The organism is Aeromonas sp. 604282, from assembly GCF_049170575.1.
Taxonomy (GTDB): Bacteria; Pseudomonadota; Gammaproteobacteria; order Enterobacterales; family Aeromonadaceae; genus Aeromonas; species Aeromonas veronii_A.
In genome coordinates, this window is sequence record NZ_JAAKMV010000022.1 from 27,974 (window position 1) to 42,300 (window position 14,327).

At 59.3% G+C, this 14,327-nt stretch carries 15 protein-coding genes; 8 read left to right on the forward strand and 7 right to left on the reverse strand.

Going from position 1 to position 14,327, the window contains the following annotated elements; all coding sequences use genetic code 11:
- Positions 1–17 precede the first annotated feature (17 nt).
- The 4 genes from G5367_RS19725 to radC form a co-directional block, all read right to left on the reverse strand.
- Entirely contained in the window at positions 18–473 is a 456-nt protein-coding gene (locus tag G5367_RS19725) for a hypothetical protein (RefSeq protein ID WP_421245059.1), read from the reverse strand.
- Between the two features lie 93 nt (positions 474–566).
- Entirely contained in the window at positions 567–734 is a 168-nt protein-coding gene (gene rpmG / locus G5367_RS19730; RefSeq protein WP_005307500.1) for a 50S ribosomal protein L33, read from the reverse strand.
- An 11-nt stretch (positions 735–745) separates the two neighbouring features.
- Positions 746–982 carry a 50S ribosomal protein L28 gene (rpmB, locus tag G5367_RS19735; RefSeq protein ID WP_005307492.1) on the reverse strand — a complete coding sequence of 79 codons (237 nt, stop codon included), beginning with the start codon at positions 980–982 and terminating at the stop codon, positions 746–748.
- A 136-nt stretch (positions 983–1,118) separates the two neighbouring features.
- Positions 1,119–1,793 carry a RadC family protein gene (radC, locus tag G5367_RS19740; protein WP_421245058.1) on the reverse strand — a complete coding sequence of 225 codons (675 nt, stop codon included), beginning with the start codon at positions 1,791–1,793 and terminating at the stop codon, positions 1,119–1,121.
- Positions 1,794–1,941: 148 nt separating this feature from the next.
- Between radC and coaBC the strand changes: the two genes are divergently transcribed.
- The 5 genes from coaBC to pgi all read left to right on the forward strand — a co-directional run bounded on the left by coaBC (position 1,942) and on the right by pgi (position 7,342).
- Entirely contained in the window at positions 1,942–3,144 is a 1,203-nt protein-coding gene (coaBC, locus tag G5367_RS19745; RefSeq protein ID WP_421245057.1) for a bifunctional phosphopantothenoylcysteine decarboxylase/phosphopantothenate--cysteine ligase CoaBC, read from the forward strand.
- A gap of 84 nt (positions 3,145–3,228) precedes the next feature.
- Positions 3,229–3,687, forward strand: coding sequence for a dUTP diphosphatase (gene dut / locus G5367_RS19750; protein ID WP_216979843.1), 459 nt, complete (start codon positions 3,229–3,231; stop codon positions 3,685–3,687).
- Positions 3,688–3,755: 68 nt separating this feature from the next.
- Positions 3,756–4,352 (forward strand): nucleoid occlusion factor SlmA, encoded by a 597-nt coding sequence (slmA, locus tag G5367_RS19755; protein WP_005339495.1) that lies wholly within the window; start codon positions 3,756–3,758, stop codon positions 4,350–4,352.
- Positions 4,353–4,517: 165 nt separating this feature from the next.
- On the forward strand, positions 4,518–5,354 hold the full coding sequence (locus tag G5367_RS19760; RefSeq protein ID WP_041210774.1) for a mechanosensitive ion channel domain-containing protein: 837 nt from the start codon (positions 4,518–4,520) through the stop codon (positions 5,352–5,354).
- A 338-nt stretch (positions 5,355–5,692) separates the two neighbouring features.
- Positions 5,693–7,342 carry a glucose-6-phosphate isomerase gene (pgi, locus tag G5367_RS19765; protein WP_421245056.1) on the forward strand — a complete coding sequence of 550 codons (1,650 nt, stop codon included), beginning with the start codon at positions 5,693–5,695 and terminating at the stop codon, positions 7,340–7,342.
- A gap of 252 nt (positions 7,343–7,594) precedes the next feature.
- Here the strand turns inward: pgi and ilvC are convergent, their stop codons facing one another.
- The gene (gene ilvC / locus G5367_RS19770; protein WP_216959951.1) at positions 7,595–9,076 is read right to left on the reverse strand and encodes a ketol-acid reductoisomerase; all 1,482 of its coding nucleotides are present in this window, start codon (positions 9,074–9,076) and stop codon (positions 7,595–7,597) included.
- A 253-nt stretch (positions 9,077–9,329) separates the two neighbouring features.
- On the opposite strand from ilvC, the gene ilvY reads away from it, so the two are divergent.
- Positions 9,330–10,223 carry an HTH-type transcriptional activator IlvY gene (gene ilvY / locus G5367_RS19775; protein ID WP_005342097.1) on the forward strand — a complete coding sequence of 298 codons (894 nt, stop codon included), beginning with the start codon at positions 9,330–9,332 and terminating at the stop codon, positions 10,221–10,223.
- Here ilvY and G5367_RS19780 read toward each other — a convergent pair.
- Positions 10,212–11,072, reverse strand: a complete 861-nt coding sequence (locus G5367_RS19780) for a hypothetical protein (protein WP_421236378.1) — start codon at positions 11,070–11,072, stop codon at positions 10,212–10,214. The genes ilvY and G5367_RS19780 overlap by 12 nt on opposite strands.
- A gap of 189 nt (positions 11,073–11,261) precedes the next feature.
- Here G5367_RS19780 and G5367_RS19785 point away from each other — a divergent pair, with 189 nt between their 5' ends.
- The gene (locus G5367_RS19785) at positions 11,262–11,453 is read left to right on the forward strand and encodes a hypothetical protein (protein WP_005342100.1); all 192 of its coding nucleotides are present in this window, start codon (positions 11,262–11,264) and stop codon (positions 11,451–11,453) included.
- A 73-nt stretch (positions 11,454–11,526) separates the two neighbouring features.
- The gene (locus G5367_RS19790; protein WP_421245055.1) at positions 11,527–14,109 is read left to right on the forward strand and encodes a GNAT family N-acetyltransferase; all 2,583 of its coding nucleotides are present in this window, start codon (positions 11,527–11,529) and stop codon (positions 14,107–14,109) included.
- Positions 14,110–14,130: 21 nt separating this feature from the next.
- On the opposite strand, the gene G5367_RS19795 is transcribed toward G5367_RS19790, so the two are convergent.
- Positions 14,131–14,327 (reverse strand): hypothetical protein (locus G5367_RS19795; RefSeq protein ID WP_421260630.1); only part of this gene is annotated, 197 nt, incomplete at its 5' end.

Sequence of the window (14,327 nt, forward strand, 5' to 3'; positions counted from 1 at the left end):
TCGCAAGTAAAAGGAAATCAGGGGGCAGGACGCAGCAGATCGCGATACTGCTCGGCAGTGAGGGCGAGCCAGAGACCGGACGGCAGCTGGGCACCATACTGACCGCTGTTCTGATAGAGGCCGATCTCGACCGGATCGTTCTGGCCGGCAATCCACACCTTGATGGTCACCGGCGCACCGCGTACCGCCTCACCGGGGGGTAGCAACCAGTCCTGCCAACGAGCCAGACGGGCATCCAGCTGCGCACTGTCGAGCCCCAAATCCGGCACGCTGCGCCAACCCTGACCGATCCGCTCAATCTGCCAGCTCGGCCCCTGCCAGGTGAGCACTACGGATGCATCCGACAACAAGGGGCGAGCCCGCTTGGCGCTGTTCTCTTGCTGGGCAGTCTCCATACGGTGCAACAGAGTGATCACGATCAGAACCACCACAATGATCACGTTATTCCAGCCTTTGCGGCTCAATTTGAACATGGCAAGCCTCCCTTTGAACCGGCAGTGTACTGAATTCGGCGCATAAAAAAACCCGGCACGAAGCCGGGTTTTTGGGAATGCAGCATCAAGTAATTACTTGATTTTGCCTTCCTTGTAGATCACATGCTGACGAACAACGGGATCAAACTTTTTGATCTCCATTTTTTCGGGCATGGTGCGCTTGTTTTTGGTAGTGGTATAGAAGTGACCAGTACCGGCGCTGGAGTTCAGGCGAATTTTCTCGCGAATACCTTTAGCCATGATCTAATTCCTTATACCTTAACACCGCTGGCGCGCAGTTCAGCCAGAACCACTTCAACGCCACGCTTGTCGATGATACGCATGCCTTTTGCGGATACGCGCAGGCTTACGAAGCGTTTTTCACTCTCAACCCAGAAACGGTGAGTGTGCAGGTTCGGCAGGAAACGACGCTTGGTAGCGTTGTTAGCGTGCGAACGGTTGTTACCAACTGCCGGGCGCTTGCCGGTTACTTGGCATACTCTAGACATGTCAGTCTCTCCAAATCTTACTTCATTGCTCGAGCAAATATCTGCCCCGCTGGCCTTCGATTGCGGGGCAAACAGAAGGCGGCATTTTATACAGCATCCGTGATCAAAGATCAACTAATACGGCGCCAGAGCACAGTCATAACCAACCGCGCTCGGCGAAAGAAACCGTGATGCCGTCACCGATCACCAAGTGATCCAGCACTCTGATATCGATCAGGGCCAAGGCGGCCGTGATCCGATCCGTGATCTGGCGGTCGGCCCGACTGGGCTCGGCGACGCCGGACGGGTGATTATGCGCCAGAATCACCGCGGCTGCATTATGTTTGAGTGCGATCTGCACGATTTCTCTTGGCCAGACGCTCGCCGAATCGATTGTGCCGAAAAAAAGCTCAACAAATTGAATGACTCTGTGCTGATTGTCGAGCAACAGCAGGGCAAATACCTCGCGCGACCGATCCCGCAGCTGGGCTTGCAAATAGTCGCGGGTCAGCTGGGGTGAGGTGAGCGCATCACCCCGTTGCAGTTGCTGTGCCAGATGGCGCCTCGCCATCTCCAGCACCGCCTGCAACTGGGCATATTTGGCAGGGCCAAGGCCGTGGGCCTCGCAAAATGTCTGTTGATCCGCATCCAGCAAACTTCGCAAAGAACCGAATTTATTCAACAGGTTGCGTGACAGATCGACAGCACTTAAACCATTGACTCCGGTGCGCAAAAAGATCGCGAGCAGCTCGGCATCACTGAGCACAGTAGGCCCCTGACGCAACAGCTTCTCTCTGGGGCGTTCATCTTCCGGCCACTCCTTGATGCTCATTTGTCTCTCCTCTCTCCCTGTTGAGGAAAAACATAGCAAATATTTGCGTGTTCCCCGCCACAAGCCCTTGATGCCAACCCCTGTCGTCATCCCCAGCCTGTGGTATCTTAGCCGACCAGTCAAAGTGAGCCGGATAGAGAAACAGCAGATGAGATTGGCCGATAAACGCATCCTGTTGGGTGTCAGTGGCGGGATCGCCGCCTACAAGAGTGCCGAGCTGGTACGCCGTCTGAAAGATCAAGGGGCCGAAGTGCGGGTAGTGATGACCCGCTCCGCCAAGGAGTTCATCACCCCGCTGACCCTGCAGGCGGTCTCCGGTCATCCGGTGGCGGATAGCTTGCTGGACCCCTCTGCCGAAGCGGGCATGGGCCATATCGAGCTGGCCAAGTGGGCCGATCTGGTACTGATTGCCCCCGCCAGCGCCAACCTGATGGCACGTATGGCGGCCGGTATGGCCGACGAACTGCTGACCACCCTCTGTCTGGCCACTCCAGCGCCCATCGCGCTGGCGCCCGCCATGAACCAGCAGATGTATCTCAACGCTGCGACCCAGGCCAACCTCAAGACCCTGGCCAGCCGCGGCATTCTGCTGTGGGGGCCGGATGCCGGCAGCCAGGCCTGTGGCGATGTGGGCCCGGGCCGGATGCTGGATCCCCTCGAACTGGTGGATCGCTGCTGCCAGCAACTGGCCGCCGAGCCCTTGCTGGCGGGCGTCAGGCTGCTGCTGACCGCTGGCCCGACCCGCGAGGCGCTGGACCCGGTGCGCTACATCAGCAACCACAGCTCCGGCAAGATGGGCTTTGCCATCGCCCGCGCTGCCCGTGAAGCGGGCGCCGAGGTGACGCTGGTGAGCGGGCCGGTGACGCTGGCTACGCCGGCAGGCGTGACCCGTGTCGATGTGGAGAGCGCCGAGCAGATGCATCAGGCGGTAATGAGCCGGGTGGGCGAGTGCGACCTCTTCATCGGCTGCGCAGCAGTGGCTGACTATCGCCCCGAGCAGGTCGCCAGCCAGAAGATCAAGAAGACTGGTGACAACGACCAGATGGTGGTGAAGCTGGTGAAAAACCCCGACATCATCGCGGCCGTCGGCGCCCTTTCAGACAAGCCCTTCACTGTCGGATTTGCCGCCGAAACCGTGGATGTGGAACAATACGCCCTCGATAAATTGCAGCGTAAGCGGTTGGACATGATCGCCGCCAACGATGTGTCCCGCGAGGGGCAAGGCTTCAACGCCGATGACAACGCCCTGACCGTATTCTGGCAAGGGGGCCAGGCGCCTCTGCCGCTGGCCGACAAGCTGACGCTGGCCCGTCACCTGATCGCCCTGATTGCGCGTCACTATCGGCGCTGAGCGTCCCGAAAGAACAAGACTCACGGCACCCCGCCTTGCCAAGAGGGGCGCCAACACAAGAAGATCCAACTGAAAAAGCGATTCATGACAACACAAATTGAACTGAAGATTCTGGATGCCCGTATCGGTACCGAGTACCCGCTGCCCGCCTACGCCACTCCCGGCTCTGCCGGCATGGATCTGCGTGCCCTGCTGGATGCGCCGCTGACTCTGGCTCCGGGCGATACCACTCTGGTACCGACCGGTCTGGCTATTCACATTCAGGATCCGGGTCTGTGTGCCACCATTCTGCCCCGCTCCGGCCTTGGCCATAAGCACGGCATCGTGCTGGGCAACTTGGTCGGTCTGATCGATTCCGACTATCAGGGTCAGCTGATGGTCTCGGTCTGGAACCGCGGCAAGGATGAGTTCACCATGCAACCCGGCGAGCGTATCGCCCAGCTGGTAATCATGCCGGTGGTTCAGGCCACCTTCCAACTGGTCGATGAGTTCAACCAGAGCGAACGGGGCGAAGGCGGTTTTGGTTCTTCCGGTCGTCAATAACAGACCACACCAACCTGATGGGCGGTGCCTAATAACAGAATCAAGCCATTGTTTTTTTAGGGGAATCCATGGCAAGCAGTAATCAGAAACAGAGTCGGCGCGATCAGATCCTGCAGGCGCTCGCCCATATGCTGGAAACCAGTCCGGGGCAGCGTATCACCACGGCCCGTCTGGCGGCCGAGGTCGGCGTATCTGAAGCTGCCCTCTATCGACACTTTCCCAGCAAGGCGCGGATGTTCGAGGGGCTGATCGACTTTATCGAGGATTCCCTGCTGTCACGGGTCAATCTGATCATGGCGGAAGAGAAAGACACCATGGCGCGCTGCCACCACATCCTGCAGTTGCTGCTGGTGTTCGCCGAGCGCAATCCCGGCATTACCCGCATCCTCAACGGCGATGCCCTGCTGGGGGAGCATGACCGGTTGCGAGACCGCATCAGCATCCTGTTCGACAAGCTGGAGACCCAGATCAAACAGGTGCTGCGCGAGAAGCGACTGCGCGAGGGTCAGGGCTTCCAGCTCGATGAGACCATGCTGGCCAATCTGCTGCTGGCCTACACCGAAGGTCGCATCAGTCAGTTCGTCCGCTCCGAGTTCAAGCTCAAGCCCACCGCCGGCTTTGAGGATCAGTGGCAATTTATTCGCAGTCAACTGCTACAAAGTTGATCGGCAACGCTTTTCACCTAGCTTGAAGAAGGGAGGCCTTGGCCTCCCTTCTTTTTTGTGGCAGCTTTTTATGGCAGTAAAATAAGCACCAGATGCGACCCGGACTGTCGCGCTGCGATGTTAGATTCATGCGCCATAAACCTTTAGCACCCGAAAGGACATCCTATGGAACCCGAAATCATTACCGAAGCGCAGACCTGGCTGGTCAATAACCAGGGCCTGCTGATCGAGTATGCCGTCAACATCGCGGCCGCCCTGCTCACCCTGCTGGTCGGCTATATCGCAGCCAATCTGCTCAGCGGTGGCGTGGTAAAAGTGATGCAGGCGCGCAAGCTCGACACCACCGTCACCCACTTCGTTGGCAGCATCCTCAAATACGCCATCCTGGTGTTCGTGGTGATCGCCGCGCTGGGCCGGGTCGGCGTCCAGACCGCCTCCTTCGTCGCCATTATCGGTGCCGCCGGTCTGGCCATCGGTCTGGCGCTGCAAGGCTCGCTCTCCAACTTTGCCGCTGGCTTCCTGCTGATCATCTTCCGCCCCATCAAGGCGGGCGAGTTTATCGAAGTGGCAGGCACGTCTGGCGTGGTGCAATCCGTTCAGCTATTCACCACCACCCTCACCTCCGGTGACAACAAGATGGTGGTAGTTCCGAACTCCGCCATCCTCAACGGCACCATCGTCAACTACTCCCGCATGGATACCCGCCGCGTCGACATGACCTTCGGTATCGGCTACGGCTCCGACCTGCGCAAGGCCAAGCAGATCCTTGAGCGTCTGGTGAACGAAGAGCCGCGCATCCTGAAGGATCCGGCCGCTACCATCGCCGTCGCCGCGCTGGCCGACTCCTCGGTCAATATCGTGGTGCGCCCGTGGGTCAAGACCGGCGACTACTGGGGTGTCTGGTTCGACTTCCACGAGAAGGTGAAACTCACCTTTGATGCCGAAGGGATCGAAATTCCCTTCCCGCAGATGGTGATGCACATGCAAAAACCGCAGGCATGATCGCGGTAAAGCAGCAACCCACAATGCCAGCCTTCGGGCTGGCATTGTCATTTCTAGCGCGCCATCCGCTGCATAATCAGGCCGGCTGAATGAAAACAATTTCAGAGCTGCGGGCCAGCCCCAATCATGAGCGAGCGCAAGATCCCCCTTGCTTTCGTGACTCATAATCCCGATGTTCTGGTTGTATACTCCCGACGGTTGCCCCATTGCGGTAAAAGACAATCGGTAAAACTCTGTTACACGGGCCGCTCGGCCGGCTCGCTATAATGCTCGGATAATAAGGTTTGGCGGGACCTTGCCTGCAAGGTTCAAACACAACTTGGCATTTCAGGAATCCTATGAAAAATATCAATCCAACCCAAACCCAGGCCTGGCAGGCACTGGAAGCCCACTTTGCAGCAAACAAAGAGACCCGACTCAAGGATCTGTTCGCGCAGGACCCGAAGCGCTTTGACAAGTTTTCCCTTACCTTCGGCGGCGACATCCTGGTTGATTACTCGAAGAACCTGATCACCGAAGAAACCCTCAAGTTGCTGGTTGATCTGGCCAAAGAGACCGATCTTCGCAGCGCGATCGATGCCATGTTTAATGGCGACAAGATCAACATGACCGAAGGCCGCTCCGTACTGCACGTGGCCCTGCGCAACCGCTCCGACCGCCCCATCGAGTGCGACGGCAAGGATGTGATGCCGGAAGTAAACGCCGTGCTGGCCAAGATGAAGGGCTTCTGCGAGAAGATCATCTCCGGCGAGTGGAAAGGCTACACCGGCAAAGCGATCCAGCACGTGGTCAACATCGGTATCGGTGGCTCCGATCTGGGCCCTGTGATGATCACCGAGGCACTGCGTCCCTACAAAAACCACCTGCAGATGCACTTCGTCTCCAACGTCGATGGCACCCACATCGCCGAGACCCTGAAGAAGATCGATCCGGAAACCACCCTGTTCCTGGTGGCCTCCAAGACCTTCACCACCCAGGAGACCATGACCAACGCCCTGACCGCCCGCGACTGGTTCATCAAGATCGCCGGTGACAAGGCCCACGTTGCCAAGCACTTCGCCGCCCTCTCCACCAACGGCAAGGCCGTGGCCGAGTTCGGTATCGACACCAATAACATGTTCGAGTTCTGGGACTGGGTTGGCGGCCGCTACTCCTCCTGGTCCGCCATCGGCATGCCCATCGCTCTCTCCGTCGGTTTCGAAAACTTCGAAGCCCTGCTGCAAGGCGCCTTCGAGATGGACATGCACTTCGCCACTACCTCCTATGAGCAGAACGTGCCGGTGCTACTGGCCCTGATTGGCCTGTGGTACAACAACTTCTACGGTGCCGAGTCCGAAGCCATTCTGCCGTACGACCAATACATGCACCGCTTCCCTGCCTACTTCCAGCAGGGCAACATGGAGTCCAACGGCAAGTACGTGGATCGCAACGGCAAGCCGGTTGACTACCAGACTGGCCCCATCATCTGGGGTGAGCCGGGCACCAACGGCCAGCACGCCTTCTACCAGCTGATCCATCAGGGCACCAAGCTGATCCCCTGTGACTTCCTGGCGCCGGCCATCAGCCACAACCCGATCGGTGACCACCATCCGAAACTGCTGGCCAACTTCTTCGCCCAGACCGAGGCGCTGGCCTTCGGCAAGAGCAAGGAAGAGGTTGAAGCCGAGTTCCTGGCTGCTGGCAAAACCCTGGAGCAGGTCAAGGATCTGGTGCCGTTCAAGGTGTTCGAAGGCAACCGTCCGACCAACTCCATCCTGTTCAAGAGCCTGACCCCGAAAACCCTGGGTGCCCTGATCGCCATGTACGAGCACAAAATCTTCGTACAGGGTGCAATCTGGAACATCTTCAGCTTCGACCAGTGGGGCGTGGAGCTGGGTAAACAGCTGGCCAACAAGATCCTGCCAGAACTGGGCAACAACGAGGCTGTCACCAGCCACGACTGCTCCACCAACGGTCTGATCAACACCTGGAAAGCGTGGAAAGCCTGATTTATCGGGCCTTTCTAAATGCAAAAGCCCCGCTCGATGAGCGGGGCTTTTTTATGACTGTCAGGCTGGTTTTTCTGGCTGGCCGGTCGGGTGTCCAGTCCGACCGGCGACGGGGATCGTCATCCCCGCCCCTTCATCATCCTGCCCGATGCGGGCTTAACCGCCAACGGCGATGCGTTTCATGTCTTTCATATAACCGCGCAGTACCTGACCGCTCTTCTCGCATCAGGCATGGTTGCGGGTCATACCTGATTAACCGCCAACGGCGATACGTTTCATGTCTTTCATGTAGCCACGCAGTACTTGGCCGATTTTTTCGATCGGGTGGTTGCGGGTCGCTTCGTTGGCCGCCAGCAGCGCCAGGTTATCCACGTTCTGCCCTTCCGCCTTGCTGGCACCCAGATCGCCCGCTTTCAGGGTCGGCATGAAGTGCTCACGCAGCAAGGGCACGGCGGCGTTGGCGAACAGGTAGTTGCCATACTCGGCGGTATCGGAGATGACCACGTTCATCTCGTACAGACGCTTGCGAGCAACGGTGTTGGCGATCAGCGGCAACTCGTGCAGGGATTCGTAGTAGGCAGACTCCTCGTATATACCGGAAGCCACCATGGTCTCGAACGCCAGCTCGACACCCGCCTTGACCATGGCCACCATCACCACGCCATTGTCGAAGTACTCCTGCTCGGCAATCTTGCCAGCGAACGCAGGGGCATTTTCGAAGGCAGACTTGCCGGTCTCTTCACGCCAGGTGAACAGTTTGACGTCATCTTCGGCCCAGTCGGCCATCATGCCGCGGGAGAACTCACCGGCGATGATGTCGTCCATGTGCTTCTCGAACAGCGGGCGCATCAGGGTCTTGAGCTGCTCGGAGAGTTCGAAGGCGCGCAGCTTGGCCGGGTTGGAGAGGCGGTCCATCATCAGGCTGATGCCACCCTGCTTCAGGGCTTCGGTGATGGTCTCCCAACCAAACTGGATCAGCTTGCCGGCATAGGCCGGGTCTGTGCCTTCGGCAACCAGCTTGTCGTAGCAAAGCAGGGAACCGGCCTGCAGCATGCCGCAGAGGATGGTCTGCTCGCCCATCAGATCGGATTTCACTTCCGCCACGAAGGAGGATTCCAGCACCCCGGCACGGTCGCCGCCGGTGGCAGAGGCCCACGCCTTGGCGATGGCCATGCCTTCGCCTTTCGGGTCATTTTCCGGGTGAACGGCGATCAGGGTCGGCACACCAAAGCCACGCTTGTACTCTTCGCGCACTTCGGTCCCCGGGCACTTGGGCGCCACCATCACGACGGTGATGTCGGAGCGGATCTGCTGACCCTCTTCCACCACGTTGAAGCCGTGGGAGTAACCCAGCGCGGCGCCCTGCTTCATCAGCGGCATCACGGTTTTGACGACGTCGGAGTGTTGCTTGTCCGGGGTCAGGTTCAGCACCAGATCGGCAGTCGGGATCAGCTCTTCATAGGTACCGACCGCGAAGCCGTTGTCGGTGGCTTTCTGCCAAGAGGCACGCTTCTCGGTGATGGCGGCCTTGCGCAGGGCGTAGGAGATATCCAGCCCGGAGTCGCGCATGTTCAGACCCTGGTTCAGACCCTGGGCACCACAGCCCACAATCACCACCTTCTTGCCCTTCAGCACGTTGCAGCCGTCCGCGAACTCTTCGCGCTGCATGAAACGACACTTGCCCAACTGGGCCAACTGCTGACGCAGGTTCAAGGTGTTGAAATAGTTAGCCATGGTGATTGCTCCGTTCGATTGATTCCATGCCGGGTAGCGGCGTTGTCTGAACCACTATAGCGCGGGACACTTATTGCCTGAACTGATATATTCGAAACAGTACGTTGCAAGAATTGAAAGATGACTCTTGGCAAGTTATCCCTATATGCGCCCCCGTTTCGACAATATGGCCGCTGAATTGTACGGGGATGCGGTTGCCAGAGCCGGACGGTTCGGCATGACTTTATGCCCTGACAGCTGCAGGAAGTGATCAATGGACCTTCGTAATCTCGAACTGTTTCTCCACCTCGCCGACTCCCTTCATTTCGGCAAGAGCGCCGATGCCATGGCGGTCAGCCCCTCGACCCTGAGCCGCGCCATCCAGCGGCTGGAGCAGGAGACCGGCTGCATCCTGTTCGAGCGAGATAACCGCTCAGTGCGACTCACCCCCGCCGGCGAGAAGCTGCGGGAGTTTGGCGGCGGCCTGTTGCAGGAGTGGCGCCAGCTCAAGCAGGAGCTTAAACGCAGCGATGAACCACTGCAGGGACGGCTGCGCGTGTTCTGCTCGGTCACTGCCAGCTATTTTCTGCTGCCCGAGGTGCTGGAGCGCTTTCGCCGCCGCTACCCCCAGCTGGAGATCAAGCTGGAGACCGGCGACCCGGCGCTGGCGGTGGACAAGATCCTGGCCGACGAGGCCGATCTCGCCATCGCCGCCCGCCCCGATGCCCTGCCGGCCAAACTCGAATTTGCCAGCCTGCAGCTGGTGCCGCTGGTCTTCATCGCGCCGCGCAATGCCCCGCAGCTGAACCAGTGGTTCCGTCAAGGGGAGCCGGATTGGGAGCAGCTGCCAGTCATCCTCTCCGAGCAGGGACTGGCCCGCAAACGCAGCGATCAGTGGTTTCGCAACAAGGGGATAGCCCCCAACATCTATGCCGAAGTGGCGGGGAACGAGGGGATTGTCGCCATGGTGGCGCTCGGCTGTGGCGTGGGGCTGGTACCGGCGGCGGTGATCGACCACAGCCCGCTCGGCGACAAGGTACGGATCATCGACCTCAAGCCCGCCTTCAAGCCATTTGATGTGGGGATCGGGGTACTCAAGAAGCGGCTGGAGGAGCCATTGATCCGCGCCTTCTGGGATACCGCGCAGAATCAGGGTTCACTGCGCTGACACCGGTTTATAGATGAGTGCCGGATCAGCCATCATGACGCGACTGGGCAACGGCAGGTCGGGATTGTGCAGCTCGAGGCGCACCCGCTCATCCAGTTTTAGCCGCCGAATGGTGCTGCCAAATCCCTCTTCAAAAACCCGATCAAAAGCGCCCGATTGCCGTGCCCGCTGCAGGCCGAGCTCGATACGCTGCGCCAGCTCCGGATAGTTGGGCGAGACAAAGAAGAGCAGCGCTAGCGGATAGCGAAATACCAGACGAGGCTCGATGGCCAGATCCGGGTGCTGCCTGAGTTCATCCTCGATCTCGATGACCGAGCGCAGGAAGCAGTCAAAACGCTTCTTGCGCAGCATGTTGAAAAGCGCCTCATAAAGATTGCCCACCGTCACCTTTAGGCCGTTGGCCTTGAGCAACTGGGTATCGGGCCAGGATCTGTGCTGACCGATGGAGAGTCCGGCGCGATGCCAGTCCACCAACGAGCCGATCGCAGCAAAACGCCCCTCGTCACCCTGCCGAACAAGACACACCCGCCACCCCAGCAGCCCCTTGGCCAGCGGAATGTGGACCGCCAACAGCTCTCGTTCCCGTTCACCATCCGGGGCAAAGACGCCAATCTGAACCAGCTCGCCACTACGCAACTCCTTCACAGCCCGCCCCTGCTCCATCTGGGGGCTGGGGACCAGCTGGTAGGGGCCATACTCCGGTACGGTGAGATCGAGAGAGAGCCGCAGCAACTGGACGACGGCGGGGTTGGGGTGATCCAGCAACAGATTCCAGGCGCGGATAGGCTGCTCGGCTGCCGATACGCCAACCGCCCACAATCCCATACACCACCACCAGACTCTGATCATCCCGTGCACCATCCGCTCCTCATGCACCTCATTCTCCTCGCCATACTATAACGCCAGCCAGCGGCTCAACGGTGCCCTCTCTGAAAGATGTGTGAGCGCTCTCGTGTCAAAAGTGACAATAGGCAAACCATGCAGCTCATCGCAGACTGAGCACTCATCAACAAACACCAAGGCGCAGGGAGGAGAGCCATGAAACAGCATCTGGTAGAGATCAAGGGTTCTACCCTGTTTGACGAGTATCTGCAAAGTATGGGGGTGCCCAGCACGGCGCTGGATAGGGAGCAGGATATCTATCTGCAGGAACGCTACCTGGGAGCCATTCGTCGGGTACAGGGCGAACTGCGCTTTTATCTGCGTGCCAATGCCCTGAACAAACGGTGATCGGGAGCCGGTCACAGAACCCGCAGCAAAGGCGTATTAGACTGGTATCTTCCCCCTTTTGTCGGGAGTGCCCATGAAAGCAAGCGGTCTGGATCGGCTGTTCAAACCCCAATCAATCGCCGTGATCGGCGCCTCGACCGACCCGCTCAAGGCGGGTCATGTGATCGTGCGTCACCTGCTGGCAGGCCAATTCAAAGGGCCCATCCTCCCGGTCACTCCGCGCAACAAGGCCATCGCCGGCGTGCTGGCCTATCCCGATATTGCCAGCCTGCCGCTGATCCCGGATCTCGCCATCATCTGCACCAGACGGGAACGAGTCTTGCCACTATTGGAAGCGCTCGGCCAGAAGGGCTCTGGTGCAGCCATCATACTGGCCGCCGACTTTTCCCCCGAGGAGCGGCTGGAGCTGAAACGGGTCTGCCAACAATACGGCATTCGCCTGCTCGGCCCCAACAGCATGGGAATGCTGCTGCCCGGCCAAGGGATCAACGCCAGCTTTTCACCCATTGCCGCCAAGCCGGGGCAGGTCGCCTTTCTCTCGCAATCCGCCGCTGTCAGCACCACCATTCTGGATTGGGCCAAGCAGCATGAACTGGGCTTTTCCGCCTTCATCTCACTTGGCGATCACTGCGATATCGACTTCGGCCAGCTGCTGGATCAGCTCTCCCGCGACAGCGTCACCCGTGCCATCTTGATCTACATGGACAAGCTGCACGACGCCCGCCACTTTCTCTCGGCGGCGCGGGCCGCCTCGCGCAACAAGCCGATCCTGGTACTGAAAAGCGGGCGCCACGATCCGGCCCACGGCCTCGACAATGTCTATGACGCCGCTATCCGCCGCGCCGGTATGCTGCGGGTACGGGATACCCACGAGCTGTTTGCCGCAGTGGAAACACTGAGCCACTCCATGACCCTCAAGGGGGAGCGGCTCGCCATCATCTCCAACGGCCGCGGGCTGGCCAATATGGCGGTGGATGTGCTGCTGGAGCGTGGCGGCAAGCTGGCTCGCCCGCCGCTCGACATCGGCAGCGATGCCACCATCGCCACCTATCAGGAGGCGTTGGACAGCGTGTTGCAGGAGGATGGTATCGACGCCATCCTGATTATCCACGCACCCTCGCTCACAGCACCGAATGCACCGCTGGCCAGCCATCTTATCGCCCATCTGAAACAGCATCCCAGAGCGCGCCGTTTCAATATCCTCACCAACTGGGCGGGCGAATACTCGGCGCAGGAGGGTCGCAAACTCTTTACCGAGGCAGGTTTCCCGACCTATCGCACGCCGGAAAGTGCCATGGCCGCCTTCATGCACATGGTGGAATACCGCCGCAACCAGAAGCAATTGATGGAGACACCGGCATCACTGCATGGCAACCAGCTCAATGTCGAGCTCTGCCAACATCTGGTCCGTCAGGCGCAGGAGCGCAAGCAGCTGAGGCTGGATACCCATCTGGTGCATCCAATTTTGCAGGCTGCCGGCCTCTCGACCCTGCCAACCTGGATCGTCACCGATGCCATCGAGGCGACCCTGACCGCCGAGCAGATCGGCTATCCGGTGGCAGTGAAACTGCGCTCACCCGACATCCAACACAAGTCTGCCGTACACGGGGTGGTGCTCAATCTGCGCACCTCGGCAGAAGTGGCGCAAGCCGCAGATGCCATTCTGGATCGGGTCAGACAACACGATCCGGGCGCCCGCATCGAAGGCTTGCTGGTGCAACGCATGGCCCGCCGCAGCGGCGGCCTGGAGCTGCGGGTGCGGATCCAGCAAGACGCCATCTTTGGCCCCGTCATCCTGCTGGGTGAGTCGGGCGCCGAACCGCAGGAGATGGTAGCAGCCTTGCCACCGCTCAATCAGGCACTGGCACGTTATCAGATCATCGGTGCCCTCAAGAGCCGCAAGATCCGCGAACAGGCGACGCCGGAACGACTGGATATTGATGCCTTGGGCCAAGTGCTTTGCCAGCTCTCCGAGCTATTGCTCGCCTTTCCGGAGATTCAGAAGCTGGACCTGCACCCGCTGCAAGCATGCGGCGCCGAGATGGTGGTACTGGATGCCAGCCTCACGCTGGCTGACCCCGCCATCACAACCAGCAACCGACTGGCGATCCGCCCCTATCCTACCGAACTGGAGGAAGGTGCCTGGCTTAAAGATCAACGCCATATCCTACTGCGCCCGATCCGGCCGGAAGATGAACCGGCTCACAAGCAGTTCGTGCTGCAAGTCTCTGATGAAGACAGGTACAAACGCTTCTTCGCCGATGTCGGTGAACTGGGTCACGAAGAGTTGGCCCGCATGACCCAGATCGATTACGACCGGGAGATGGCCTTCGTAGCGGTGGGGCAAGATGGCGAGCTGCAGGATCAGATCCTCGGCGTAGTGCGCGCTATCTCGACCCCGGACCAGAGCGATGCCGAGTTTGCCATTCTGGTGCGATCGGACTTGAAAGGGGTGGGGCTCGGCAAATTGATGATGGAGAAGATCATCCGTTACGCCAAAGAACAGGGGATTGGCAAGTTATCCGGCATGACCATGCCCAGCAATCGCGGCATGGTCAACCTCGCCAAACGGCTTGGCTTCAAGATCGACGTGCAGATGGAGGAGGGGGTGGTCAATATGGAACTGCTCTGTAGCCAGCAAGCGACAGAAGCCTGATTTGACCACCTGCAGGATCATTCAAATAACTGTAAATGAAGCTGATAGAACGCTGATATAGCCAGAAAATGGTGGGAATAGTCTGCTATCTGGCCATTCTTCCGACAGGTAAAAGCGAGCCATTGGCTGGTTTAACAAGCTAAAACACCAAAGCCCGGTCGTCAGACTGGGCTTGTGTTGGCTCTGGTGTGCAAATCTGTGGCTCTTATGAGCAAACC

Excerpts from the sequence above, each read along its gene's own strand:
- G5367_RS19725 (WP_421245059.1), bottom strand. The coding sequence starts at position 473 with ATGTTCAAATTGAGCCGCAAAGGCTGGAATAACGTGATCATTGTGGTG.
- rpmG (WP_005307500.1), bottom strand. The coding sequence starts at position 734 with ATGGCTAAAGGTATTCGCGAGAAAATTCGCCTGAACTCCAGCGCCGGT.
- rpmB (WP_005307492.1), bottom strand. The coding sequence starts at position 982 with ATGTCTAGAGTATGCCAAGTAACCGGCAAGCGCCCGGCAGTTGGTAAC.
- radC (WP_421245058.1), bottom strand. The coding sequence starts at position 1,793 with ATGAGCATCAAGGAGTGGCCGGAAGATGAACGCCCCAGAGAGAAGCTG.
- coaBC (WP_421245057.1), top strand. The coding sequence starts at position 1,942 with ATGAGATTGGCCGATAAACGCATCCTGTTGGGTGTCAGTGGCGGGATC.
- dut (WP_216979843.1), top strand. The coding sequence starts at position 3,229 with ATGACAACACAAATTGAACTGAAGATTCTGGATGCCCGTATCGGTACC.
- slmA (WP_005339495.1), top strand. The coding sequence starts at position 3,756 with ATGGCAAGCAGTAATCAGAAACAGAGTCGGCGCGATCAGATCCTGCAG.
- G5367_RS19760 (WP_041210774.1), top strand. The coding sequence starts at position 4,518 with ATGGAACCCGAAATCATTACCGAAGCGCAGACCTGGCTGGTCAATAAC.
- pgi (WP_421245056.1), top strand. The coding sequence starts at position 5,693 with ATGAAAAATATCAATCCAACCCAAACCCAGGCCTGGCAGGCACTGGAA.
- ilvC (WP_216959951.1), bottom strand. The coding sequence starts at position 9,076 with ATGGCTAACTATTTCAACACCTTGAACCTGCGTCAGCAGTTGGCCCAG.
- ilvY (WP_005342097.1), top strand. The coding sequence starts at position 9,330 with ATGGACCTTCGTAATCTCGAACTGTTTCTCCACCTCGCCGACTCCCTT.
- G5367_RS19780 (WP_421236378.1), bottom strand. The coding sequence starts at position 11,072 with ATGATCAGAGTCTGGTGGTGGTGTATGGGATTGTGGGCGGTTGGCGTA.
- G5367_RS19785 (WP_005342100.1), top strand. The coding sequence starts at position 11,262 with ATGAAACAGCATCTGGTAGAGATCAAGGGTTCTACCCTGTTTGACGAG.
- G5367_RS19790 (WP_421245055.1), top strand. The coding sequence starts at position 11,527 with ATGAAAGCAAGCGGTCTGGATCGGCTGTTCAAACCCCAATCAATCGCC.